The 23,794-nt window shown below is 41.4% G+C and carries 27 protein-coding genes and 4 tRNA genes; 6 read left to right on the plus strand and 25 right to left on the minus strand.

Annotated features, from left to right (window positions below):
- The 16 genes from AB6T38_RS15830 to AB6T38_RS15905 all read right to left on the minus strand — a co-directional run.
- Positions 1-108 (minus strand): GTP-binding protein (locus tag AB6T38_RS15830; RefSeq protein WP_208454991.1); only part of this gene is annotated, 108 nt, incomplete at its 3' end.
- Positions 109-168: 60 nt separating this feature from the next.
- Positions 169-244 (minus strand) — tRNA-Thr (locus AB6T38_RS15835).
- An 8-nt stretch (positions 245-252) separates the two neighbouring features.
- Positions 253-327 (minus strand) — tRNA-Gly (locus AB6T38_RS15840).
- Positions 328-419: 92 nt separating this feature from the next.
- Positions 420-504: transfer RNA gene (locus tag AB6T38_RS15845), tRNA-Tyr, on the minus strand.
- 8 nt (positions 505-512) lie between these two features.
- Positions 513-588, minus strand: a tRNA-Thr gene (locus AB6T38_RS15850).
- Between the two features lie 189 nt (positions 589-777).
- Positions 778-1,506 carry a type III pantothenate kinase gene (locus AB6T38_RS15855; protein ID WP_372548231.1) on the minus strand — a complete coding sequence of 243 codons (729 nt, stop codon included), beginning with the start codon at positions 1,504-1,506 and terminating at the stop codon, positions 778-780.
- Positions 1,490-2,458 (minus strand): bifunctional biotin--[acetyl-CoA-carboxylase] ligase/biotin operon repressor BirA, encoded by a 969-nt coding sequence (gene birA, locus AB6T38_RS15860; RefSeq protein ID WP_372548233.1) that lies wholly within the window; start codon positions 2,456-2,458, stop codon positions 1,490-1,492. The genes AB6T38_RS15855 and birA overlap by 17 nt, the downstream gene beginning before the upstream one ends.
- Positions 2,455-3,441, minus strand: coding sequence for a UDP-N-acetylmuramate dehydrogenase (gene murB / locus AB6T38_RS15865; protein WP_372548234.1), 987 nt, complete (start codon positions 3,439-3,441; stop codon positions 2,455-2,457). Before murB ends, birA begins: the two co-directional genes overlap by 4 nt.
- Positions 3,442-3,650: 209 nt before the next feature.
- Positions 3,651-5,810, minus strand: coding sequence for a S9 family peptidase (locus tag AB6T38_RS15870; RefSeq protein WP_372548236.1), 2,160 nt, complete (start codon positions 5,808-5,810; stop codon positions 3,651-3,653).
- Positions 5,811-5,904: 94 nt separating this feature from the next.
- Positions 5,905-6,477 carry a DUF4136 domain-containing protein gene (locus AB6T38_RS15875; protein ID WP_372548237.1) on the minus strand — a complete coding sequence of 191 codons (573 nt, stop codon included), beginning with the start codon at positions 6,475-6,477 and terminating at the stop codon, positions 5,905-5,907.
- Positions 6,478-6,608: 131 nt separating this feature from the next.
- On the minus strand, positions 6,609-7,922 hold the full coding sequence (locus tag AB6T38_RS15880) for a tetratricopeptide repeat protein (protein ID WP_372548238.1): 1,314 nt from the start codon (positions 7,920-7,922) through the stop codon (positions 6,609-6,611).
- 13 nt (positions 7,923-7,935) lie between these two features.
- Positions 7,936-8,544: an energy transducer TonB gene (locus AB6T38_RS15885; RefSeq protein ID WP_372548239.1), complete on the minus strand. Its 609-nt coding sequence runs from the start codon at positions 8,542-8,544 to the stop codon at positions 7,936-7,938.
- A 6-nt stretch (positions 8,545-8,550) separates the two neighbouring features.
- Complete coding sequence (locus AB6T38_RS15890) at positions 8,551-8,952, minus strand: biopolymer transporter ExbD (protein ID WP_008845615.1); 402 nt, start codon at positions 8,950-8,952, stop codon at positions 8,551-8,553.
- Positions 8,953-8,982: 30 nt separating this feature from the next.
- Positions 8,983-9,504: a MotA/TolQ/ExbB proton channel family protein gene (locus AB6T38_RS15895; RefSeq protein ID WP_216046392.1), complete on the minus strand. Its 522-nt coding sequence runs from the start codon at positions 9,502-9,504 to the stop codon at positions 8,983-8,985.
- 4 nt (positions 9,505-9,508) lie between these two features.
- Positions 9,509-10,885 carry a MotA/TolQ/ExbB proton channel family protein gene (locus tag AB6T38_RS15900; protein WP_372548240.1) on the minus strand — a complete coding sequence of 459 codons (1,377 nt, stop codon included), beginning with the start codon at positions 10,883-10,885 and terminating at the stop codon, positions 9,509-9,511.
- Positions 10,886-10,898: 13 nt separating this feature from the next.
- Positions 10,899-11,666, minus strand: a complete 768-nt coding sequence (locus tag AB6T38_RS15905; RefSeq protein ID WP_348491129.1) for a DUF3450 domain-containing protein — start codon at positions 11,664-11,666, stop codon at positions 10,899-10,901.
- A 357-nt stretch (positions 11,667-12,023) separates the two neighbouring features.
- On the opposite strand from AB6T38_RS15905, the gene AB6T38_RS15910 reads away from it, so the two are divergent.
- Positions 12,024-12,458: a hypothetical protein gene (locus AB6T38_RS15910; protein ID WP_372548241.1), complete on the plus strand. Its 435-nt coding sequence runs from the start codon at positions 12,024-12,026 to the stop codon at positions 12,456-12,458.
- Between the two features lie 33 nt (positions 12,459-12,491).
- Positions 12,492-12,839 carry a hypothetical protein gene (locus tag AB6T38_RS15915; RefSeq protein ID WP_372548242.1) on the plus strand — a complete coding sequence of 116 codons (348 nt, stop codon included), beginning with the start codon at positions 12,492-12,494 and terminating at the stop codon, positions 12,837-12,839.
- Positions 12,840-13,182: 343 nt separating this feature from the next.
- On the opposite strand, the gene AB6T38_RS15920 is transcribed toward AB6T38_RS15915, so the two are convergent.
- Together AB6T38_RS15920 and zapE are read right to left on the minus strand one after the other, a co-directional pair.
- Positions 13,183-13,908 (minus strand): YebC/PmpR family DNA-binding transcriptional regulator, encoded by a 726-nt coding sequence (locus AB6T38_RS15920; RefSeq protein WP_348491144.1) that lies wholly within the window; start codon positions 13,906-13,908, stop codon positions 13,183-13,185.
- A 66-nt stretch (positions 13,909-13,974) separates the two neighbouring features.
- Positions 13,975-15,075: a cell division protein ZapE gene (gene zapE, locus AB6T38_RS15925; RefSeq protein WP_372548243.1), complete on the minus strand. Its 1,101-nt coding sequence runs from the start codon at positions 15,073-15,075 to the stop codon at positions 13,975-13,977.
- A 116-nt stretch (positions 15,076-15,191) separates the two neighbouring features.
- On the opposite strand from zapE, the gene AB6T38_RS15930 reads away from it, so the two are divergent.
- From AB6T38_RS15930 to AB6T38_RS15945, 4 genes are all read left to right on the plus strand, one after another.
- A complete protein-coding gene (locus tag AB6T38_RS15930; RefSeq protein WP_372548244.1) occupies positions 15,192-15,626 on the plus strand; it encodes a ZapG family protein in 435 nt (144 codons plus the stop codon).
- Positions 15,627-15,884: 258 nt separating this feature from the next.
- On the plus strand, positions 15,885-17,249 hold the full coding sequence (locus AB6T38_RS15935) for a DegQ family serine endoprotease (protein WP_372548245.1): 1,365 nt from the start codon (positions 15,885-15,887) through the stop codon (positions 17,247-17,249).
- Between the two features lie 177 nt (positions 17,250-17,426).
- Entirely contained in the window at positions 17,427-18,434 is a 1,008-nt protein-coding gene (locus AB6T38_RS15940; protein WP_372548306.1) for a trypsin-like peptidase domain-containing protein, read from the plus strand.
- Between the two features lie 68 nt (positions 18,435-18,502).
- Positions 18,503-18,958, plus strand: a complete 456-nt coding sequence (locus tag AB6T38_RS15945) for a hypothetical protein (RefSeq protein ID WP_372548246.1) — start codon at positions 18,503-18,505, stop codon at positions 18,956-18,958.
- A gap of 5 nt (positions 18,959-18,963) precedes the next feature.
- Here the strand turns inward: AB6T38_RS15945 and murA are convergent, their stop codons facing one another.
- The 7 genes from murA to AB6T38_RS15980 are packed head-to-tail and all read right to left on the minus strand — an operon-like array spanning position 18,964 to position 23,569.
- Complete coding sequence (gene murA, locus AB6T38_RS15950; RefSeq protein ID WP_372548247.1) at positions 18,964-20,223, minus strand: UDP-N-acetylglucosamine 1-carboxyvinyltransferase; 1,260 nt, start codon at positions 20,221-20,223, stop codon at positions 18,964-18,966.
- A gap of 11 nt (positions 20,224-20,234) precedes the next feature.
- Complete coding sequence (locus AB6T38_RS15955; RefSeq protein WP_348491150.1) at positions 20,235-20,492, minus strand: BolA family protein; 258 nt, start codon at positions 20,490-20,492, stop codon at positions 20,235-20,237.
- Positions 20,493-20,520: 28 nt separating this feature from the next.
- On the minus strand, positions 20,521-20,844 hold the full coding sequence (locus AB6T38_RS15960) for a lipid asymmetry maintenance protein MlaB (RefSeq protein ID WP_372548248.1): 324 nt from the start codon (positions 20,842-20,844) through the stop codon (positions 20,521-20,523).
- Complete coding sequence (locus tag AB6T38_RS15965) at positions 20,845-21,492, minus strand: phospholipid-binding protein MlaC (RefSeq protein WP_372548249.1); 648 nt, start codon at positions 21,490-21,492, stop codon at positions 20,845-20,847.
- A gap of 25 nt (positions 21,493-21,517) precedes the next feature.
- The gene (gene mlaD / locus AB6T38_RS15970) at positions 21,518-21,985 is read right to left on the minus strand and encodes an outer membrane lipid asymmetry maintenance protein MlaD (protein ID WP_348491153.1); all 468 of its coding nucleotides are present in this window, start codon (positions 21,983-21,985) and stop codon (positions 21,518-21,520) included.
- Between the two features lie 10 nt (positions 21,986-21,995).
- Positions 21,996-22,772 (minus strand): lipid asymmetry maintenance ABC transporter permease subunit MlaE, encoded by a 777-nt coding sequence (mlaE, locus tag AB6T38_RS15975; RefSeq protein WP_372548250.1) that lies wholly within the window; start codon positions 22,770-22,772, stop codon positions 21,996-21,998.
- Positions 22,772-23,569, minus strand: a complete 798-nt coding sequence (locus AB6T38_RS15980; RefSeq protein WP_372548251.1) for an ATP-binding cassette domain-containing protein — start codon at positions 23,567-23,569, stop codon at positions 22,772-22,774. Before AB6T38_RS15980 ends, mlaE begins: the two co-directional genes overlap by 1 nt.
- Between the last annotated feature and the right edge of the window lie 225 nt (positions 23,570-23,794).

Here is a 23,794-nt window from a genome sequence, read left to right on the forward strand (position 1 = left end):
TAGAACTGTAGTGATTGCCGCTGTTAGCGTCGTTTTACCATGGTCAACGTGGCCAATTGTACCGACGTTTACGTGGGGTTTCGTACGTTCAAACTTTTCTTTTGCCATCTTAAATTTTTCCTAGCAAAGTAATTAAAAAAAACCTAATCAATAAGTTGGGGGGAGAACTGGTGCTGATAGGCAGATTCGAACTGCCGACCTCACCCTTACCAAGGGTGCGCTCTACCAACTGAGCCATATCAGCACTAAATTTGGAGCGAGCAGTGGGAATCGAACCCACATCATCAGCTTGGAAGGCTGAGGTAATAGCCATTATACGATGCTCGCAAACCTATTCTCTATCCACCTTGTTGAAAGTGGTGGCGTGACACATTGCGTCACACCATACACCTGATTAAACTGCAGGTGCACAGTAAAAATGGTGGAGGGGGCAGGATTCGAACCTGCGAAGGCTGAGCCGGCAGATTTACAGTCTGCTCCCGTTGACCGCTTGGGTACCCCTCCAGGATTGATGGTGCCGACTGCCGGAGTCGAACTGGCGACCTACTGATTACAAGTCAGTTGCTCTACCAACTGAGCTAAGTCGGCACTGCATCAAGTGGGTGCGCATTCTAGAGTAATGATCCTATGGGCGCAAGAGTATATTTCGAAAAAATAAGGAAAAAATGCAGATTTATTTAAATTAATGGTTTAGTTGCCTAAAAAACCTACTGATGAAGAGAATTAGCAAAAATAATTGTGTTTTTTTACAGCAATTTTTAATGAGAATATTTTAAATTATTTTTTAGGAATAAAACGACTTAAGCCTTCTAAAACCAAATCTGGTTTAAATTGCACTTTTTCATCAACAATATTTTTAAGCAAAGCTCCATCTCCACCGCACAAAAATATTCTGTAATCCTCGTTATAAGCTTTAATTAATTTGCGGGTACTGTACAGAAAACCTTCTAACATCGCCAAGCCCCCCATATTGACGCACTCAGGCGTGCTTTTGCCAAGAATTAACGATTCAGGAGTTTGCTTGTCACCAAACACCTTTGAAGTTTGACTTGTTACCGCACTACGCATTAATTGAAACCCCGGTGCAATCCATCCGCCTAAATGCTGATTATCAACGATGACATCACAAGTAGCAGCTGTGCCTAAATCTAATATAGCGACGGGTAACTGAGTATGTATGCGGGAACCGAGAACTGCTAACCAGCGATCAATGCCCAGAGTTTGAAACTGTTGATATGCACAACTAATCCCAAAGGCTGATGTTTCTGTTACCACCTGTTTGAAGGGGATATCGTAGGATAAACATAACTGTTTAATTGTTTGTACAACTTGATCATTTTGAACACTTGCAGCTATCACATACTGCGCGTGACGGATTTGCTGATCTAGGTCTTCAATGGACTCACAGACTTGAGTGCAAACTTTACTCTCAGCACTGGCAACTTGCGCATACTTAATTCGACTATTGCCAACATCTATCAATAGAATATCATGCTGGTCGGACACTAATTTCCCCCCCATGATACGTTTCAAGTTTGCCATCTTTTTCTAATAATAAAGCACCATCATCAGCAATACCTTTGACTGTGCCAGATACGCTCTCGTTACCGATCATTAATTTAACTGGCTTATCATAAAAATAATCTAACTCTGCCCAAGTGTGAATATAGGGCTTTAAACCATGCTCTTCAAAAGTATTTAATGCTTTAGTTAGTTCATCAATTAACGCAGCAGCAAGCTCATTTCTATCAATTGTCATTCCTGTGGCCTGGGCCAAATCCGTCCAAGGTTGGTCGATTTCCAATTTTTTAGCGGGTAAGTCAATATTTAGCCCGATACCCAAAATACAATCACAGGCGGCGCCCATTTGACCTTCTACTTCAACTAAAATACCTGCTAGCTTCTTATCTTGCAGATAAACATCGTTTGGCCATTTAAGCATCGCACCTTTTACGGAAAGTTTTTGTAAGGCGTTAACTACGGCAATACCAATTACCAGACTCAAGCCGTTAATTGCTTGATATCCACCAGCAAAGGACCAGAACATCGACATATAAATACTTGAACCATAGGGCGATACCCAAGTGCGTCCTCTGCGGCCTCTTCCGGCTGTCTGCGCTTCAGCTAAGCACACATAACCATTACTTGGGGCAACCTTCATATCTCTAATAAATTGATTCGTGGAGTCAATTACATTTTGTACATTTATCTGCGATTGCATAACTTGTGGTAATAACTGGGCGATTTTGCGGTGCTCTAACAAAGTCAAAGGTTTAGCTAAACGATATCCTTTACCGGTCACACTAAATATATCTAAACCTAAGTCACATAAACCTTTAATATGTTTTGAAACAGCTGCTCGACTCAGGCCAAGCTCTTGGCCTAATAGTTCACCAGAATGGAATTGCCCATCAGCCAAGCGTTGCAAAATCAAGGTACGAGAAAAATTAAACGTCACAGCATTACCAACCCTTTTTTACCGATTAAACGCACTTCGTTTTCTAAGTGGATAGAAAATGTATTTTCTACTTTCGTTTGAATTTGACGCGCCATTTCTAACAATTCTGCCCCGTTACCCTGACCGTTATTAGTGAGTACTAGAGGCTGATTTGGGTGGCACTGAATGCCCCCTAATTGTTTTCCCTTAAATCCTAGGTGGTCGATCAACCAAGCTGCAGGCACTTTTACGCTATTGTGATCCACCGGAAAGCATGGCAAATCAGGCCAATCACATTGCAAACTTGCGTAATGTTTATTGCTTACTAGTGGATTTTTAAAAAAGCTACCAGCGTTACCAATTTCATTAGGATCTGGCAGTTTGGCTTTACGGATAGCTATCACTTGATTAAAAATTTGTTCCGGACTAGGTTGTTTGAGTTTGGCTAACTCCCCGTAGTGATTGCATGCTTGCCAACGTTTTGGAATATGCAGTACTACCTGAGTGATAATGACTTTTCCGGCCAAGTGACGTTTAAATACGCTATCTCGATAACCAAACTGACATTCTTCATTAGATAATATATGTTTTTCACCGGTGCTAATTTCAGTGCACACCACTTCCTTGATAAACTGATTTAATTCAACACCGTAAGCGCCAATGTTTTGTATCGGCGCAGCGCCTACAGAGCCCGGTATCAAGGCCAGATTTTCCAGTCCAAAAATGTTATTTTGCATGCAGAAACGCACTAATTGGTGCCAGTTTTCGCCGCTACTAACTGTCAATTGATAATAATCACTAAACTCTTCGACTGTCTTACCTTTAGAATCTATTTTGATTACTGAGCCATCAAAATCGTCCAAAAAGATACAATTACTGCCTTCGCCAAGAACCCACAAAGGCCCTTCAATGTATTCTAAAATTGAGAAGTCATTATCAACTGAAATCAATTGTTTGCTGTGCGCAGTTAGCCCAAAAGTGTGCAGAGATGTAAGTGAATGCAAGGTTGCTTCCAATATATTTTTGCTCAGTTTAACGAAAAGAGGCTAGTTGTAACAAGTATTGCGTTAACTTTGGTCTGATAATTGCTGAATTCGGTCAGATGATGACTGAAAATATCAACCAAATAAACCTGAGTCCGAGGTTAAATTAATCTGCAAATAAAAAAGCCCGACTTTCATCGGGCTTGAGTAGTTATCAGTTAATCTCGCATCTATTGGTCGATACCATGACTCTTCAAAATAAACGCATACTCTTCTGCGTAATCACGTAGTCGGCCATATCTACCGCTATTAGCGAAATGCCCTGCCCCCATATTAATACGCATAATAAGCAGGTTGTCATCGGTTTTCATCTCACGCATCTTAGCTGTCCATTTAGCCGGTTCCCAGTAAGTAACACGCGGGTCATTGATACCGCCACTCACTAACATAGGCGGGTAATCTTTAGCTACAATGTTGTCATAAGGAGAATAACTCGCGATAAGATCGTAGGCTGCAGAATCTTCTATGGGATTGCCCCACTCCGACCATTCAGGAGGGGTAAGTGGCAGTGACGCATCAAGCATGGTATTAAGCACGTCCACAAAAGGTACTCCTAGCGTAACAGAACGCCATAATTCTGGTGCCTGATTGGTTACCGCACCCATCAACTCACCACCAGCACTACGACCAGAAATAGAGATATTGCCTTCAGACACATACTTTTCTTTAACTAAATAGCGTGCTGCATCAACAAAATCATTAAAGGCATTATTACGTTTTTCAAGTTTACCGTCCAAATACCACTTATACCCTAGGATATTGCTTCCGCGCACATGCGCTATGGCAAAAGCAAAACCTCTATCTAATAAACTCAATCTTAGTGTCGAAAAGCCTGGAGGAACTGTGATCCCATAGGCTCCGTAACCATATAAATGCAATGGTTGCTCACCGTTCTTATTAAAACCTTTTTTGTACACAATGGAAACCGGAACCTCGATACCATCTCTTGAGGGCGCCATAATACGTTCAGTCACATATTGAGATTTATCATAACCAGATGGAACTTCGTTTACTTTTCTAGTCTGTAAGGATTTAGCTCCAAAGTCGTAATCGAAAACAGTATGGGGGGTTACCATAGATTCATAATCAACACGCACAAAGTTTTGCTCAAACTCTGAACTATTACCTAAAGAAGCCGAGTAAACCTGCTCTGGAAATTCAACATCATGTGAGTTTCCTTGGTAATCTCGAATGCGAATTTTATCAATTCCTTTCTCTCTAGCTTGTAATACTATGAAGTCTTTGAAGGTTTGTATTCCTATCAAGTACAGGTCGTCAGAACCTTCAATTAAAGTTTGCCAGTTATCAAAGCTTGGTTGCTCATCATCCACACTGGCTAAGCGGAAATTCTTATGGGTGTCATTAGCTAAAATATAGAACTTGCCATTGGCATGGTCGACAATGCTGGAAAAACCTTGCTCTCTAGCAATTAATTTGGTTGGCGTAGCAAACAAATCGTTACTTGCTAACACGTGATATTCCGTCACTTCCCGTTGACCAGAAGAAAGAATCAAATATTGTTTATCGCTGCTGTAATTGAATCCTAAGAAAAAGCCGTCATCTGCTTCACTAATCAATATTTTGTCTTCAGCAATATCACTACCAATTTTATGAACATTTACACTTGCTGTACGCCACTTATCTTTTTCCAGTTTTCCGTAGATAATTGATTGGCTATCAGCACTAAATGCAACCGAACCATTGAGTTCAGGAATTTCATCTTCTAAATACGTGCCTGTTTGCAGGTCTACAATACGAGCAATATAACGTTCTGCTCCATCGGTGTTGAATGAGTAAACTAAGAAACGGTTGTCTGGGCTAATGTCCCAGCCACCTAAACTGAAATAGTCAAAATCTTTGGCTAACTTAGTTTCATCAAGAAAAACCACTTCTTCACCGGTGGCAATATTTTTGCGGCTGCGAGTGCGATACTCTTCTCCTTCACGATAATACCAACGATATTCATAGCCGTTATCGATCCAAGGAACAGATTCGTCTTTTTCGTTAATACGACCTTTAAACTCCTCAAAAATAGTGTCGATTAATGGCTTGTTTGGTGCTAAAAATTCGTCGAAATAACTATTTTCTTTAGTCAAATAATCGAGAATAGGTTTGTCATCTACTTCAGGGTAACCAGAGTCTTTGAGCCAATTGTAAGGGTCGCTTAACTCTTTTCCATGATACTTCGCAGTATATTCTTGTTTTGCCGCTACTGGAGCTGCAGTGGTGAGTTGTTTTAATCTTGGATAAGTTTGCATTTCAGGTTCTTTGTTGTTTGAGCAGGCCGATAGAAAAATACCGGAGACCAGTAAAGTGACAGCTATACGCATTGGAGAAATGTCCCTATTTTGTTGTTTAAGTTTTATAATACGGAGAGTTAAAAAATTTACCAGATAAAATAAGTAACTGAATATTTAAAACGATTTAGGAACCACTACGAGATAGCGGAAAGCGCTCTAGGAGTTGCTCTATGGCGACACTCTGAGCTTTCGCTAAACTTCCACTGTTGTCTGTCTTAAAGTCATGATTATTGGTTGCTGACCATACTAACCTATCATTAACTAGGACTTTCATACTGACCACCGCTACCGGTATTTGATCTGAACCTATTGGCAGACTCACTCCGCCGCCAATACTTACGCCACCTGACCGACCAAACGAACCAGTCCCAAGTCCAATAGAAAAACTACTATCGTTATCTCGATAGTCAATGTAATGATCGAGTTCAACCACTGCGTCGGTATAGCCGACGTCACCTATCAATTTGTTATTGGCTTCTAGAAATTGCGAGACTTGTGAAATAAGACGGTTGGCACTCAAACTGTCTGCTGTATTTTTGGAGATCACAGAGTAACTCTTAAAATTCCCGAAATTGGTATTTTGGTCTGTGTCCATAAGAATATTATTAGAGCTACAGGCACTAATAAACATAAGGGCAAGACCCAAACTGAGAATAAGAGTTAGACGTGACAAAAGGTGATTGAAATGGGATGACATGGAAATTCCTTTGTGAAGTCAACTGTTCGACACTACGACTACTAAAAAGTTTAGTTGAATTTCTTTAAGGAACACAATCCGCATGCCAATAAATGACGATACGGATTTATATATTATGCGTTTACAGAATTTTAAGAGGCGCTTAGTTCAGCCTGTAATTGCTCAGTAGAGGATTTTTCCGATTGTACGAACTTACTCCACTGTTGAGCCATACCGCGACTTGTAGGGTGCTTTTCCGCTTCAGAGAGTTGATTCAAGGCATCCACATAACGCTTCTGATTAAAATAGGACATACCTAACACTAAATGTGTTGTACCTTGATTTCTCAAGCCTCCTTTTTCTAAGGCAGTTTGAGCACTTTCAATAGCTTCTTCAAACCTGTCCATATTTAACAGAATTTGCGCAAGCTGGGCGTCTAACTCTCCGTCTTCCGATAAAGCTGCCGCTGAACGCATCACAGGTACGGCTTTTTCATGCTCTTTCGCTAAGGTCCAGGTTTGCGCTAAAAATTTTAGGTTCCGAAGGTTTTTCTCTAGAACACCATTTTCCATGGCTTGTTCCATTAACCTTGCTCCTTTGTAAGGAACTTGATGATAGTAATAAAGTTGCGCCAAATTGAAAACGTCAGCGGCTTTGGTGATGTAATCACTTTGATAGGCAGCTTCAAGAATTGCTAACTGTTTCTTTTCAAAGCCTAGTTCACCGTACATGCCAGCAAGTTGTACCCAGTACTCAGGACGATCAAATAACTTAACCATCTTCTCTAGCACTTTAGTGACTTTTTCTGGCTGTTTTAATTCATAGTAAATAGCTCGTTGTAGCACGTACCAGTTCTCGTCTACCTTGTAGCCCTCTTCACTATTTTCTTGCTGTAAAATTGCTTCGTTAATATATTCAGAGGCCGCGTTATAGTCTTTTTTCTGGTACATGGCTTGGGCTTTGAGCACTAAATTTTTAACCGGCAACTTACCTGGCTGTAATGCTTCCCAACGCTCTAGGTAATCAATGGTTTTATCATAGTTACCGCGCATCATTTGTAATTGAGCCAAACTAAACAATGTGCTTTGTTCAAATGATTCAGGAATCGGTTGTTGCTCTACAACAGTCTCAAATGAAGCGATTGCTTTATCATAATCTTCAACATTGTAGTAAATAAAACCATAGAAGTTATGCAACATGGCCAGCTCATAGCTGTTCATAGAGCTTTCTTTCGACTTTACAACATCCAATATTTCTAGGGCTTCTGCGGTATTACCTTCATCCGCCACTTTTTGCGCTCTGGCCAATTGATCGTATACACGAGTACGAAGGGCTGGGGTTCTGCGCGTTTTTCTTTCACTGGCACTGTTATCTTGAGCCACCGCAGCAGGTGCAGTTACTACTGAAGATACCAGTGTGAATGAGCTTGCCAATAAGATGGCTAAAATGCATTGGGTTATTTTCATGCGTGCCTCTTAGTTAACCATCGATCTGGAAAGTAATGCGATTTTGCACACCAGACACTTCTGCTGGTTCACCATTTACAACTCTAGGTTTATATTTGAATTTCTGAGCGGCATCCATCGCTGCTTGGTTAAAGATATCGGGTGGCGTCGCTTCAACCACACGAATGTCTTTTACCGCACCTAACTTAGACACGGTAAATTCAACAATAACAAAGCCTTCAATACCGCGGGACAAAGCTCTGCGCGGATACACAGGCGCAACTTTTACGATAGGAAGATATTCTCCGTCACCAGATTCCAGTGCTAAACCACCACCTAGGGCAACATCACCACCTACATCAGCTTCAAAGGCAATACCACTGCCATCAGCATCGGGCGTTGGCGAGTCCATTTGTGGCTGCTCCATCTGCGGGGGCGGCTCTTTAGGTGGAGGCGGCTTACGTGGCTTACGGTCTTTTTGTTCCACCGTTTCTTCTTTTTTCAAGCGCACGAAATCAAGCACCGCACCGGGCTTAGGATCTTCTAACGTCTTATCACCACTGGCGATAAGGGCTTGCATTAGAAAAAACAAACTCACCGTGATGAAAAACGCCACTACAACTGCTAGAAGGAGTCTTGCCATTACATTCTACTCTTGTGCTGCAATAGAAACGTCGTAGACACCCGCTGCCCGCGATGCATCCATGACTTTAATAAGCGTTTCAGTAGTCGCTTTGCGGTCAGCTTGAATTACCACGGTACCCTGTGGGTTTTCAGCTTTTAAACGTTCAATATTTGCCTGCACTGCGCGTACGTCTACTCTGCGTTTATTAATCCAAATTTCACCTTTGTCGCTTATCGCCACTAAGATGTTGGCACGATCTTTCTTCACTGCGGTTGCCGCTTCAGGTCGATTTACATCGATACCTGACTCTTTAACAAACGAAGCGGTTACGATAAAGAAGATCAACATGATAAATACCACGTCCAACATGGGTGTCATGTCGATTGTCGCTTCTTCTTCTTCCACTAAATTCTGAATTTTTCTCATAAATACTCTTTCTTCACGCTGACCTTAGGCCTAGCGTTGAATCTCCAATGCGTCTTCTAGATGTAAACGTTCAGTTTTTGCCGTTCGTGTTAACCATGTGGAGGCAAATACGCCAGATAACGCACCAACCATGCCTGCCATTGTTGGTATGGTGGCTTGCGAAACCCCCGCGGCCATGGAGCGGGCATTACCACCACCAGACATGGCCATTACATCAAACACCACTATCATTCCGGTTACTGTTCCCATCAACCCCAATAGTGGACATAGGGCCACTAGCGCCTGGATAATTGGCAAACTAAAGCGTAACTTAAGACTGACTCTGGAAATCATTGCCTGTCTAATTTGATGGGCATTCCATGAGTTGCGATCACTACGAGCTTGCCACGTGGAAATGGTCTGCTTTTTAAATTGCTTATGACCATATGTCACATAGAAAATCCGTTCGAGTATCAAAATCCACATCACGAAAATCAGTGCACCGATTATCAGAAGGATAATCCCGCCCGTTTCAGTGAAGTCTCTTATTGATTCAAAGATTTCTACAAACATCGTCTTATGCCTTAGTGCCAGACTGAATTTCAGCTCTTTCGGCAATCACACCTGCTGCTTGTTCTTGCAATATGGCGACGATATTTTTGCTCTGAGTGCTAAGCAGTGCATAAAGCAGCGTAGTGGGTATTGCCACAACCAATCCAAGTACAGTGGTGATCAGTGCAGATGAAATACCGCCGGCCATAATTTTCGGGTCACCGGTACCAAACAGGGTAATTTGTTGGAAGGTCACAATCATACCGGTAACCGTACCAAGTAGCCCACCAAGAGGTGCCACCACTGAAATCATCTTCACTAAAGTTAAGAAACGACCTAATTTAGGCACTTCCGCTAAGATTGCTTCAGTTAAATGCAGCTCTAGGGCTTCGGTGTCGGCATGTGGGTGCTCATCTTTAACTTTAAGCACGCGACCTAGAGGGTTGCCTTCAGAGATTTTGCTAGATTTAAGCTGTGAGTTTACTTTTGCACCCACTAATGTCAGTACCACGAAGCGCCAGAAAGCAACTAAGATACCCACTGCACCAACAGCAATAATGATGTAACCCACTAGGTCACCTTGATGAATACGTTCTTCAAGACTTGGAGCTTGTACAAGCAATCCTAGAATGGTGCCACCGGTTGGATCTAAGCCGAAAGAAACTAATTCACCATCTGAGCTTTGTAGGGCTGTTGCGCTGCTAGTATAACGGTCTGCAGGTTGACGAATTAATTCAGCCACCGTATCGGTTTCACCTTCATACTTAAGGTATTTACCATCGGAAACCAATGCAAAGGGTCCAACTCGAACCACTTCTTTGTTAATTTTTGCGCCACCAGCTTCGACAACATCCGTTGTAAACTTAGTAACTTTACCTGACTCAGTCATTTCACGTTGGATTTCAAACCAAACACGTTCTATTTCTTCAATTGATGCAAGTTTAGAGCTAGTTCCCATTGACTGGGCCATCTCATCTAAAAACTCAGAACGACCAGATATTTGTGCGGAAACCGTTGAGTTATAGAATTTATTTTTGGTGTCGCCAGCAACCTGCTGCAAAACACCAAATAGCTCTTTTAAAGAACCAAGGCGTTTATCCAAGGCATCATTTAAATCGGCTAATTTGAACTCATTCTCTTCAAACTGTGTTTCTAGCTTCTCGGAGTTATTCAATTCGCTATTACGCTGTGAAGTAACATCCCTAAGCATTTGATCTTGCTCTGCGCGTTTTTGAACGAACTCTTTTTCACGCTGAGTATTTTGTTGATTCTGTTGATATTGGCCTTGCTCTAATTGTTTAAGCAATGCATCTAAATCTAGTGGTTTACTTTCCTGAGCAAAGGTAGCTCCGGCAAAAGTAGCGACCAAAAGAACAGCAGTATTTCTAAATAATTTTCTCATGGTGTCTACTCTCTTAATCCGTAATCGCAACTGGCAGCATCAACAAATCAGGTGCCATTTGTTTCTTGGCCATTCTCAGACCTTTAGTGATTTGGGTGCGGTAATCAGAAGAAAGGGATTCCCACTGACGAGTTTGTTTGTTCCAAATTCCTTGCATACTTGCATCACGAGTTTGGTAAATAAGTGCGGTTCTACCAATGCGTAGAAAATCAACGTTTCGCTCTTGACCTTCAATTGTGTGTAGGCCTGGATAAGCTTCCAAAGTGCGTCCGTAATCCATTTCAACTTGGTAGGCTTCCATTACCCGTCTGAACTTCTCAGAAGGAGCAACATCAGCACGGTCCATCATGTTACGTAAATCGATAATACGATTCGCTCGCTCTTCGCCTAAGAAAGGCACGTCTAATTCCACAAACTGGGCCAAACCATCAATCATGCGAATCATCAAAGGGGTAATTTGACGCTCAATAACACTCACTTCGTCAATGGCATTATTTAAATCCAACATTTCCTGTTGTTGATTAGCGATTTGCTTTCTTAATTGCTCGTTGTAAACCATCAATCCGTCAATTTCTTTATTGATAGTTTTAAACTGTTGCAACTTGCTGCCAATTTGATCAGTGATATTGTTGATCTTTGATTGGGAATCAGCGGCAGATTCGTTAATTTCAGCTGCGGCATCGACCACAGGTTGTAATTCTTTGTCTTGCTGCGCAAAAGCAGCTTGACCAGTCAACAGACTAACGAACAGTGCTGCAGACAACGTTTTTATAAGTTTCATACAATCAAACCCTAGAGTGGAATCGGGTTGGTTTACAACCAACAATAAAATCTGAGGGCAAGGATAGGGGCATTGTGTGACAGTATTATTACAAAGTAATACAGAATTTTGAGATCAAGGACGGAAACAAAAGATCCATAAACACATATATCTAAGTACATGTATTAATTGAATTAATATTTTAAATTACATTTTAAAGGTTTGATCAGGGTTTACTCGCAGTAATAAAATAATGAATTGTTAACAGCTAGGTTTTGACATTTTTATGACAGTATAGCTAAGGTTCTTCGCACCACGTGCTTGCCTATTAGACAGACAATATCATTATTTTCAACATACTAGCATGTTTTTGGGTCAGTGAAAGACTACTTCCAAAAGTTGAAATGTAAATCCGCAATTTCTTCTGCTGCTGCATCTATTGATGGCACTACCGCAGAACTTGTCATCACTATCACTGGCACCATAGTAGTCGATACAGGATCAGACAAAGCCGTTAAAATCACGGACTCTTCTTCTGAAGATGCGGGCGAATTAAGATATAAGCCTGATGATGCGATTGTGAAAGGGAGAATGACGGCCACTGTGCACAGAGAAGCTGGCGCCAAGGCTGAAGATCCATCTGAAGATGCACAAATTGCCATATTTGGTTCTAGTACCAGTAACGCAATAGCCTATATTAGCTTAGATATTAGTGGTGATGATTATGACGTTCGTGCAGATGCTTATTCTAGTGGGGGCGGTTCAACTCCTGGATGCTTAGAAGGACAAGATATGGATTTCGAAATATCTTGAGATGCCACCGCTGCAAGCGACACTGTAGCACCTTTGGTCACCGTCACTATCGATGGGCAAGTGGCCTTCGAAGGTGAGTTCTCTTCACCTGGCGCAGACCTTTCTGCAATAAAAGATGGCCTGCAAACTGTGTTTTTCCGAATTGGCGGAACCAGTGACGTAACCGCATTTGGTTTGATGGTTGATGACTTTACCCTTTACTCATCAGACTCAAGTACTGAGGTTGAAGTATTTAGCGACGATTTTGAAAGCTATACCGTGGGTAACTCCTTAGATCCAAATGCAGATACTGCGGATACCGCACCAATAGCAGATGCAATTGTTGAAGCCAATACGCCATACAATAGCAACTCATTTGCAGTGGTAGTGGAAGAAAGATAACACCTGAGGATACCCTCCCCTTAACTCTTGATAACATAAAAGACCGACGGTAACCCCTCCGGTCTTTTTTATTTCTGCACTGAATTTGCATTCTATTTTATAGATAGAAGCGTTATACATTAACTAATTCGTGGCAGTTAATAGGATTCATTCGGGGATGTCTAAACGTTTTTTTATCCAGTTTTCTTTCATAAAAGGAGTAAGCATTCTAATAAAGCTGAATATTAATAGAACAGCGTAGCTTGAAAACAAAAATGCCCTCTTGAATAAGAGGGCATTTAATATTTTATTTACTAATAAAAACCTTAGTCACAATTATTAAATAAGGTCTATAAAGTTAACATTAATCTCGTTCAACTACCGCATTATGATAAACATGCTGCACATCATCGCAGTCTTCTAGCATATCCATAAATTTATCGAACACAGCTACATCTTCACCGCTAACGCTTGATTCTGTTTGTGGGATAAAGGTAATTTCTTCAGCCTCAAATTGAATCTCTGGGTTGTCATCGGTTAATGCAGTACGGGTGCTGTTAAACTCTGTGTGGGGAGCGTAAACGGTAACAATACCATCTTCACACTCAACTTCTGTTACATCAACATCCGCTTCCATTAATACTTCTAACACAGCATCTTCATCGTCGCCTTTGAATGCAAATACGGCTTGATGATCAAACATATGTCCGACAGTTCCTTCAACACCCAATTTTGAGCCTGTTTTAGTAAAACAATTACGTACATCGGTGATCGTTCGATTATGATTATCGGTAAGGCAATCAACAATAACCATACAACCGCCAGGGCCAAAACCTTCATATCGAGCAGGAACGTAATCTTCACCAGCACCGCCCATGGCCTTATCGATCGCTTTATCAATTACGTGACTTGGCACTTGGTCTTTTTTGGCTTTATCAATTAATCGTCGTAACGATAAATTGGCCTGCGGGTCAGTTCCACCGTTTTTTGCGACTACATAAATTTCTTTACCGTATTTAGAGTAAACCTTGGTTTTTGCTCCGGCAGTTTTTGCCATAGAGACTTTACGAACTTCGAACTTTCTTCCCATTGTATTTGAGCTCTTTTAATCTGACATTAATATCGTATTCAGTGAATTCTACCTAGAGTAGTGGGTCTAGGGCAAATGTTGTGTTGCTAAATAGTCGTGAGACTGCATTTCTTTTAAGCGACTCAAGCAACGTTGAAACTCAAAATTCAGTTGCCCTTGACTGTAAAGTTGTTCCATGGGAACAGCTGCAGAAATGATTAATTTAACATTTCGCTCGTAAAATTCGTCGACCATTGCAATGAATCGTCGCGCGACGTCATCAATCTCTTTGCCCATCTGTTCTACGTTGGCGAGCAACACTGTATGGTAGCATTGGCTCAGCTCCATATAGTCATTTTGGCTTCGAGGGCCATCACATAAGGCCCTAAACTCAAACATAACAATACCGTCGGCATCTTTCAAAGAGGGGATTTTACGCCCTTCAATTTCAATATCTCGCTTTATTCCACCAATATCAGGAGCTAGTTGGGCGAAATATTTGTCTAGGTTTTGATTGGCGACTTTATCCAGTGGGTAATGATAAATTTCAGCTTGCTCCAAGGTCCGCATTCGGTAATCCACTCCCGAGTCTACGTTGACGATTCGGCAGTTTTGGTTGATCAACTCAATTGCGGGTAAGAATCTCGCCCGCTGCAAACCATTGCGGTACAGTTCATCGGGAATAATATTGGAAGTGGCAACTAAACAAATACCGCGAGCAAATAGCTCTTCCATCAAAGTTCCCAAAATCATGGCATCCGTAATATCTGACACAAAAAATTCATCAAAACAAATAACTTTGGTTTCTTTGGCAAAAATATTGGCGACCGTTTTTAGCGGATCACTCTTGCCACCCAAGGATTTTAGCTCTTCGTGCACACGATGCATAAATCGATGAAAGTGAATACGCATTTTATTTTTGAACGGTAGACACTCATAAAAAGTATCGACTAGATAGGTTTTGCCACGACCTACACCACCCCAAAAATAGACGCCTTGGATGCTTGGTTTGTGCATCCCTTTACCAAACTTACTGGCAAGTTTTACTCGCCAAGTCAGTTTTTTTCTCGGCTGTGTTAATTCTTCGAAAAGTCGTTGTAATTCTTTTACCGCATTTTCCTGAGCGGCATCGAAATGAAATTCAGGGTCTTTAAGATCCTGTTGGTATTTTTCCCAAGGCGTTTTCATATACATCCGCTAACATTAAAAATTGTTACTAAATCATCTTGATCAAAAAAAAATTGTCCGCATAGTTTGCTAAGCGAGTATGATTAAGTAAAGCATTAATATAATTTGGAGACATTATGGACTGGATAGTAGGACTATTGCTATTGGTTGTAGGCATGATTTTTGGTTTTTTTATATCAAAATTCTTTGTAGAACGAAAATTAGCGCAGCAAACTTCGAAACAAGATGAGAATACTGCGAAAGAAATTATGACGCAAAACGCTTCTGATCACATTAATCAAACTCGCGATATTGTGACGGCTTTACAAAATCAATGTGAGGTTTTATCAGAACAGTTAGATGCGTTTGAAAGTGCAATGGAAAGAAGTCAGTCAGATGACGACGATAAGCTTACCTATTTTGGCGAACAGGCTTCGGTTTACATTGGTCATCAACAATCTAAACATAAACGTAAGTCGGAAAACACCGAGTTTCAACCCAAAGACTTTTCGGGTGAGCGAACAGGATTGTTCACTGACGCAAAAAATAAGCAAGTCGTCGACGAGAAGTAATTAAATCTGAACTTTGCACACCATTGTAAGGTCATTTGATTAAATGACCTGAACTAGGGATAGGTAGGGTAACTCGATATTTACCTTTTGCGATTAGCAATGTGATTATTGATACCGTTTTCTTAGGATTTATGAAGCTACCCAACATAATTGGTGAACGTGAATACCAATAGCTGTTCAGGTAACACTTCTTATCCCGAGTTTAGATAAACTACATTAATTTGATTTTTAGTTGAATACTTTGGAGACAAATCTACGATGAAAAAAGTTGTTAATCGTTTAGTTCTTACCACCGCTATTATTGTTGGGACAGCTTCCTTTGGTATGTCGGCTAACGCCGCGTTGCCATTCTTCTCTTCAGATAAAAATGAAGTGCCGACACTAGCGCCCATGTTAGAAGAGACTACCCCAGCGATAGTCAGTATTGCGGTGGAAGGTACTCAAGTGTCTAGGCAACGAGTCCCTGAAATGTTCCGGCACTTTTTTGGTGGTTCCGGTGAACAAGTTCAGGAAAGGCCATTTAAAGGTTTAGGCTCCGGCGTCATCATTGATGCAAAGTTAGGCTACGTAGTCACGAACAATCACGTGGTCGACAATGCCAACGAAATTACCGTTAAATTAACAGACGGAAGAGAGCTAAAAGCCAAGAAATTGGGGGCTGACGCGCAAAGTGATATCGCTTTACTGCAAATAGAAGCAGAAGATTTACAAGCGGTTCCATTAGCTAACTCTGATAAATTACGAGTGGGCGATTTTGTTGTTGCTATTGGTAACCCCTTTGGTCTAAATCAAACTGTTACATCGGGTATCGTCAGTGCTTTGGGCCGTTCAGGTCTAAATATTGGCGGTTACGAAGACTTTATTCAAACTGATGCTGCGATTAACCGAGGAAACTCAGGTGGTGCTTTGGTAAATCTTCGTGGTGAATTGATTGGTATCAACACGGCGATTTTCGGACCTAATGGCGGCAACGTAGGTATCGGTTTCGCAATACCTAGCAACATGATGAAAAGCTTAGTAGATCAAATTATTGAATTCGGTGAAGTGCGTCGTGGCTTGCTCGGTGTGATTGGTCAAGATGTCGATGCCGGATTAGCCGATGCAATGAACCTTGATGTTAATAAAGGCGCTTTCGTAAGTGAAGTTAGCCCAGATTCTGCAGCCGAAAAAGGTGGTATTGAATCAGGTGATATTATTACTCACATCAACGGCTTAGCTGTGAGCAGCTTCCAAGAGTTACGAGCCAAAATAGGCACCATGGGAGCGGGTTCTGAAGTCGAATTAACCATTATGAGAAAAGGTAAATCCAAAGATATTGAAGTTACCTTAGGTGATGCCACTGGTGCAGTAGTTGCCGCTCGGGAAATTCACCCAGCGTTAGAAGGCGCAACCCTGACAAACGGAAAAACTGCGCGAGGGAATGATGGCGTGGTTATCTCTGAGATTCAAAATCGCTCACCAGCGGCTAGTATCGGCTTGCAAGATGGAGATGTCATAGTGGGTGTGAATAGAGCCAGAGTTACCACTGTGGCCGATTTACGTAGACAAATGGATGAATCTGAAGGCGTAATTGCGCTTAATGTTCAACGCGGCAAAACCTCATTGTACTTAGTCATCCGTTAATCGGTGTAAATATTTTTAAGCATAACAGCCAATAAATCTGCGGCTGTTATGCTTTTATCCACCTAAGATACCTACCATCAATGATTATTCAGTGTTACTCTTAATAATCAGTCGTTTAACTTGATCTACTACGTGAAAATACCAGTCTGGCTCCATTTTTTAACAAAATCCGTTGCTTTGGGATTAATTATCTCAGCGCTCATATTAGTATTAGTGCCAGAACTAAGACGCGGCAGTGGACTGAGCTTCGATGTATTCAATCGCAGTGAAACTGAACCACAAAAACAAAGTTATTACGACGCAATAAGTCGTTCAGCTCCTGCTGTAGTTAACATATATAGTAGTAGCATTGATATTGTAAGGCGTCGGCAAGTAAGCCGCACTAGTCTAGGTTCAGGGGTAATTATGACCGAAAGTGGTTATATCCTCACTTGCTGGCATGTTATTCAAAACGCTGAAAGCACCATCGTAGGCCTTCCTGATGGACGCCGTGTAACGGCTGAATTAGCAGGTTATGATGAACTTACCGACCTGGCAGTATTAAAAATCTCAGCTGACAATCTACAAGTTATTCCACAAATTGAAGATCCGCAAATTCGAGTCGGTGATGTGGTTTTAGCCATAGGTAATCCCCTTAATATTGGTCAAACGATCACCCAAGGTATCATTAGCCGTTCGGGTCATACCATCACCCAAAATTTCAGAGAATTTATCCAAACTGATGCGGTAATGCACGAAGGTAACTCCGGCGGAGCATTAGTGGATAGTAATGGGGTTTTGATCGGTATTAATAATGCTAACTTTAAAACCCTTGATAGCCAACGCAGAGTGATAGATGTAAACGGTATATTTTTCGCAGTACCTTATACTTTGGCCCGTCGAGTGATGGATGAAATCATTGAAAATGGCAAAGCCACCCATGGGCAGTTAGGATTTACCGGCGGCATTGACCCTAACGTAGCGGGCATAGTAGTGACTGAAGTGGCTACCGGTGGGCCAGCAGAAGTGGCAGGATTGCAACAATACGACATTATTTTATCAATGAATCAAGTTGAACTAGAAACCTTAGATCAGACCTTTGACATGATTGCCAAAAGCCGCCCTGGCGAGGAGTTAGACTTATCCATCTCTCGCAATGGAAAAGTAATGAACATTAAAGTGACTGTTGGCGAAGCCAGTTCTTAACGTTACTTATAGGTAATGTGGTTCAGTGAAAGATTGATTTACCGAAGTTAACAAGGAAAATGGCTAATATGGAAAACCCCTACAACACACCACAAAGTGATGTGAGTGTTTTACCCGCAACCAAAAGTACCTCCGTTTTTTCTCCGAATCAGATAACCTTAGGTGCGTTTATCGGTGGTCCGTTAGCCGCTGTGTATTTTTTATATAAGAATTTTTCAGCTTTAAATCAGTATGATAATGCACAAAAAAGCTTGTATTGGGGGTTGGCCCTATGTTTTGTTTTTATTGCTTTACTGCCCTTTATTCCGGAAAACTTTCCAAACACAGTGATACCTATCGCCTACTGTATTGCTGCTCGACAGATAGCGATTCAGCACCAGTGCAGTAAAAATCAAATAATCGAAAATGAATTACTCAATTTCCAATCAAACTGGCGAGTTCTTATCATTACTGTTACTGCACTGTTGCTATTGATGGTATTGGTGATACCGGTAATCTTTATTTTTGAGATGTTTAGTGCCTAAGATGGCTAACTAAAACGTTTGATATTAGCGCCTAATTTTGTCAATTTAGTTTCAATATGCTCATAACCGCGATCTAAGTGGTAAATTCGATCAACTATCGTTTCACCTTTGGCCACTAAGCCTGCAATAATTAAGCTTGCAGAGGCCCGTAAGTCCGTTGCCATTACCTGAGCGCCCGTTAGTTGCTCTACTCCCTCACAAACCGCATTATTGGTTTCTAAGGAAATTTTAGCGCCCATGCGCTGCAATTCAGGGACATGCATAAAGCGATTTTCGAATATAGTTTCAGTCACCACGCCGGTTCCTTCTGCAACACAGTTTAATGCCACAAACTGGGCTTGCATATCAGTGGGGAATCCAGGGTGAGGTGCTGTTTTGATATTAACACTTTTAGGGCGTTTGCCGTGCATATTCAACGACACCCAGTCTTCTCCAGTTTCGATATCTGCACCGGCTTGAGTGAGTTTAGACAGCACAGCATCTAGGGTGTGGGGAGCAGCATTAATACAACGAATATTACCGCCGGTTACCGCAGCTGCTACTAAGAAGGTACCGGTTTCAATTCTGTCTGGTAAAACGCGATAGTGGCAACCTTGTAGACGTTTAACACCGACAATTTTAATACTATCTGAGCCCGCCCCTGTTATTTTTGCCCCCATGCGATTTAAGCAGTTGGCTAAATCAACAATTTCTGGTTCCCGAGCAGCATTTTCTAAAACAGTTTCACCCTCGGCAAGGGTTGCAGCCATCATCAAGTTTTCAGTAGCACCGACGCTAACAATATCCATGAAGATATGAGCGCCTTTCAGGCGTCCTTCGGCTTCTGCACGCACATAGCCGCCATCAACATTGATCTTTGCTCCCATCTGCTTCAAGCCTTCAAGGTGCAAATTCACCGGACGTGCTCCAATGGCACAACCACCAGGTAAAGACACATTTGCTTTACCATATTTAGCTAACAGAGGGCCCAGTACTAGAATCGACGCACGCATAGTTTTAACCAGCTCATAAGAAGCAGTCATGTTATCTATTTGGCTTGCATCCAATTCTAATTCTTGGTTTTGGTGACGTTGTGCTTTAACGCCCAAACCACCTAATAATTTAATACTGGTATTGATATCCCTAAGATTTGGAACATTATCGAAAAAACAGGAAGAGTCAGCCAATATACATGACATTAAAATGGGTAAGGCAGCATTTTTTGCGCCCGATATCACCACTTCACCATGCAGCGCTGGGCTGGTGTTTATACTAAGTTTATCCATGATTTTCGATATTATTGAGGTACGTTGAACATACGTTCACGTTGCCATTGCTTTTCAGAAAAGGTTTTTATGGAAATAGCATGCATAGTGCCATCGGCAATCTGCTCTTTTAAAGGACCATAAATAAACTGCTGTTTTTTCACTCGACTCATTGTTTCAAACTTATCGCTAACGGCAATAATTTGGAAATGTGAACCTTCACTTGTTACATGAACTTCAGTGAGCTCTAACTGTTCTTTCAGCAATGCTGCTATTTGTTGATTATCCATTTGATCTCTTTTGCTCTAAAAATTTCGGCTATTGTATCGACAAAATGCTGCTAACGTTGCTTAAATTCGCAAGTTTTATTAATCCTTCGGGCAGATTAAGCAATTGCAGTTGAACATTCGCTGATTTGCAATTTTTCGACAACTCCATAACCCACGCCAAACCAGCCGTATCAACCTGTATTATTTCAGCAAAGTCGACATTCAAGCTAGCACCATTTTCCTTGCAGCTTTGAATATCTCTCTTTTGCTGTAGCCAACATTTCATCACCGTATCGCGATTTAAATCACCTTTTAAATGAAACTCGCCAGTGTTGGAAGATGTCACCTCAATAGGTTTCGATTGCTCTATCACTTAAGCCTCTTTCTTTTCAAGTGAAATAGGTTGTTCGATTTTTTCACGCATTAACTCAATAACTTTTTCAATGCCTTGTTGGCGCAAAATACTTTCAAATTCACTCTGCTTAGAAGACAGCATGCTGATACCTTCAGCAACCATATCGTAGGCTTTCCACTCATTGGTTTTTCTATCTTTTCTAACTTTAAACGCAATTTTAATATCTGGGCGTTTACCATCTTTCACTATGGCGCGAACCGTTACACTGCGCTCATTTTCAAAATCTGATTCCGGCTCAAATTCAACACTCTGGTCATCATAATATCCCATGGCCACCGCATAAGTAGTGACTAGGTACTCTCTGAACACCGCGACGAATTCTTGAAGTTGTGCCTTTTCGGCCTTAGTAACGTATTTCCCTAACACTTTAAATGCAGAAAATTTATAATCCACATGGGGCAACAACTCTTCTTTCATGATGGCACGTAGCACTTCTGGGTCATCAGAAATGTTCTGTTTCTCACGTTTGATGCGGTCAAAAGTCTGACTCGCTACATCTTTAACCATGCTGTAAGGATTGGTTTCATCGATAGTTTGCCCGTGGGCATTTAAACCAATCGTTAACAATGCGATTGATGCTACCTTTACAAAAAATCTGTTTCTCATAATTATTCCTAACGAGAGTGGCAGTCTAGTCACTGCCTTTACTAAATAAAAATTGACCGATTAAATCTTCTAATACCAGAGCTGACTTAGTATCGGCGATATAATCACCATCCGCTAAATTCTCAATATCATCAATAGTGAAACCAGGTTGAAAACCTACGTACTGCTCGCCCAACAAACCAGAGGTCAAAATTGAAGCTGAACTGGTTTCGGGGAATTGATCATAGGTAGTAGAAATACTTAACGTCACTACGGGAGTAAAATCTTTTGGATCCAATTTAATTTTCTCAACTCGGCCTATTACCACGCCTCCCACTTTCACCGAGGAGCGCTCTTTTAAGCCACCAATGTTGTCAAACTTAGCATACAGGGTATAGGTATCTCCTTGACCTACGGAGCCCTGGCTGGCAACGTTTAGTGCTAACATTAATGAGGCTGCAATCGCCAGTGCAACAAACAATCCAACTAATACTTCAACTTTCCTTGATGTCATGCTTATTTCCTCACTCTATTCCAAACATTATTGCGGTTAATACGAAATCTAATCCAAGTACTGCTAATGATGAATACACCACTGTTTGTGTTGTCGCAGCACTGATGCCTTCAGAAGTAGGTACTGAATCATACCCTTTAAAAATAGCTATCCAAGTGATTACAAATGCAAAGAAAACACTTTTAATGACACCGTTCATCACATCTTCGTTCCATTCTACTGTCGATTGCATAATCGACCAGTAGCTACCAACATCTACGCCTAGCCATTCCACGCCGACTAAATGCCCACCAAGAATACCTACAGCGCTAAAAATCATGGTCAACATAGGCATGGATATTAAACCTGCCCAAAGCCTAGGCGCAACGACTCTGCGCAACGGATCTACGGCCATCATTTCCAAACTACTAAGCTGCTCTGTGGCTTTCATCAAACCAATTTCAGCGGTCAATGCAGAACCCGCACGACCAGCGAACAAGAGCGCTGTTACCACTGGTCCAAGCTCTCGTAAAATAGACAAGGCAACCATGGGGCCTAAACTCCCCTCAGCACCATAATCCACCAGAATAGTATAACCTTGTAGAGCCATTACCATGCCGATAAATAAGCCAGAAACAACAATAATAGACAGAGATTGCACACCAACCACATAAATTTGTTTAATGGTCAGTGGAATATTTTTAACTTGAGGAGCTGCAATAACAGCGCCAATTAGCATGCCCGTTGCTCGACCTATAGCAGCAAATCGATCGATTGTTGCTTGTCCAAGTTTTGCTAACCAATCCACTAATTTACTCCTAAAAATTCTTGCTCCAGCGACTTTGCTGGATAATGGAATGGCACAGGTCCATCAGCTTCACCACGCAAAAATTGTTGAACTAACGCTGACTCACTTTGCTTAATTTGCTCGGGTGTCCCTGAACCTATAATTTTCTTATCTGCCAATATATAAACGTGATCAGCAATACTCATTACTTCATTAACATCGTGAGTAACCACCACACTGGTTAAACTCAGTGCGTTGTTTAATTCTTTTATCAATTTAACCAAAACTCCCATGGAAATAGGATCTTGTCCGGCAAAAGGTTCATCGTACAATATCAACTCTGGGTCTAACGCAATTGCCCTAGCAAGTGCCGCTCGACGTGCCATGCCTCCTGATAACTCGCTGGGCATTAAATTCACGGCGCCTCTCAAACCCACAGCTTGAAGTTTCAGCAAAACAATCGTTTTAATCAGCTCTTCAGACAAATTACTGTGTTCACGCAACGGGTAAGCGATATTGTCAAACACGCTAATATCCGTAAACAATGCGCCACTTTGAAACAGCATGCTCATTTGACGGCGAACATGAAACAATCTCTTTCGGGTCATTCCAGGTATGGATTCGCCACGAAATTGTATGTCTCCACTGTTTGGACGTAACTGCCCCCCAATCAGTTTCAGAAGTGTTGTTTTACCAATTCCACTGGGACCCATTATCGCTGTGGTTTTACCTTCGGGTATGTGCAATGAAATATTGTCGTAAATTACACGGTTACCGCGTTTAAAGGTCAAACTATCTATATCTATTAAATTTTTCACCGAAACTCCGAGTGGCCTGGTTGAGTAGACACGACGAACACCTAAAATGTTTCAACCGAGGCGACAATTTGAGGCCATTTTATCGTTTTTCAAGACAAAAAAATAATTAATCGACTTAAAACACGAAAAATAAAATGCATTTTTAATGGAATGATAACAGTAATGGTTATGGGCTGTTATTGACTAACTACTTCGATTTGTAACAAAGCGTAACGCCAAACAGAT

Source organism: Aliiglaciecola sp. SL4 (assembly GCF_041538045.1).
Classification (GTDB): domain Bacteria; phylum Pseudomonadota; class Gammaproteobacteria; order Enterobacterales; family Alteromonadaceae; genus Aliiglaciecola.

Excerpts from the sequence above, each read along its gene's own strand:
- AB6T38_RS15870 (WP_372548236.1), bottom strand. The coding sequence starts at position 5,810 with ATGCGTATAGCTGTCACTTTACTGGTCTCCGGTATTTTTCTATCGGCC.
- zapE (WP_372548243.1), bottom strand. The coding sequence starts at position 15,075 with ATGAAAACGCCTTGGGAAAAATACCAACAGGATCTTAAAGACCCTGAA.
- mlaD (WP_348491153.1), bottom strand. The coding sequence starts at position 21,985 with ATGACATCAAGGAAAGTTGAAGTATTAGTTGGATTGTTTGTTGCACTG.
- AB6T38_RS15900 (WP_372548240.1), bottom strand. The coding sequence starts at position 10,885 with ATGAGAAAATTATTTAGAAATACTGCTGTTCTTTTGGTCGCTACTTTT.
- AB6T38_RS15935 (WP_372548245.1), top strand. The coding sequence starts at position 15,885 with ATGAAAAAAGTTGTTAATCGTTTAGTTCTTACCACCGCTATTATTGTT.
- AB6T38_RS15965 (WP_372548249.1), bottom strand. The coding sequence starts at position 21,492 with ATGAGAAACAGATTTTTTGTAAAGGTAGCATCAATCGCATTGTTAACG.
- AB6T38_RS15890 (WP_008845615.1), bottom strand. The coding sequence starts at position 8,952 with ATGAGAAAAATTCAGAATTTAGTGGAAGAAGAAGAAGCGACAATCGAC.
- AB6T38_RS15955 (WP_348491150.1), bottom strand. The coding sequence starts at position 20,492 with ATGGATAATCAACAAATAGCAGCATTGCTGAAAGAACAGTTAGAGCTC.
- AB6T38_RS15895 (WP_216046392.1), bottom strand. The coding sequence starts at position 9,504 with ATGTTTGTAGAAATCTTTGAATCAATAAGAGACTTCACTGAAACGGGC.
- AB6T38_RS15920 (WP_348491144.1), bottom strand. The coding sequence starts at position 13,908 with ATGGGAAGAAAGTTCGAAGTTCGTAAAGTCTCTATGGCAAAAACTGCC.
- murA (WP_372548247.1), bottom strand. The coding sequence starts at position 20,223 with ATGGATAAACTTAGTATAAACACCAGCCCAGCGCTGCATGGTGAAGTG.
- AB6T38_RS15905 (WP_348491129.1), bottom strand. The coding sequence starts at position 11,666 with ATGAAACTTATAAAAACGTTGTCTGCAGCACTGTTCGTTAGTCTGTTG.
- AB6T38_RS15885 (WP_372548239.1), bottom strand. The coding sequence starts at position 8,544 with ATGGCAAGACTCCTTCTAGCAGTTGTAGTGGCGTTTTTCATCACGGTG.
- AB6T38_RS15880 (WP_372548238.1), bottom strand. The coding sequence starts at position 7,922 with ATGAAAATAACCCAATGCATTTTAGCCATCTTATTGGCAAGCTCATTC.
- AB6T38_RS15930 (WP_372548244.1), top strand. The coding sequence starts at position 15,192 with ATGGACTGGATAGTAGGACTATTGCTATTGGTTGTAGGCATGATTTTT.
- AB6T38_RS15945 (WP_372548246.1), top strand. The coding sequence starts at position 18,503 with ATGGAAAACCCCTACAACACACCACAAAGTGATGTGAGTGTTTTACCC.
- AB6T38_RS15875 (WP_372548237.1), bottom strand. The coding sequence starts at position 6,477 with ATGTCATCCCATTTCAATCACCTTTTGTCACGTCTAACTCTTATTCTC.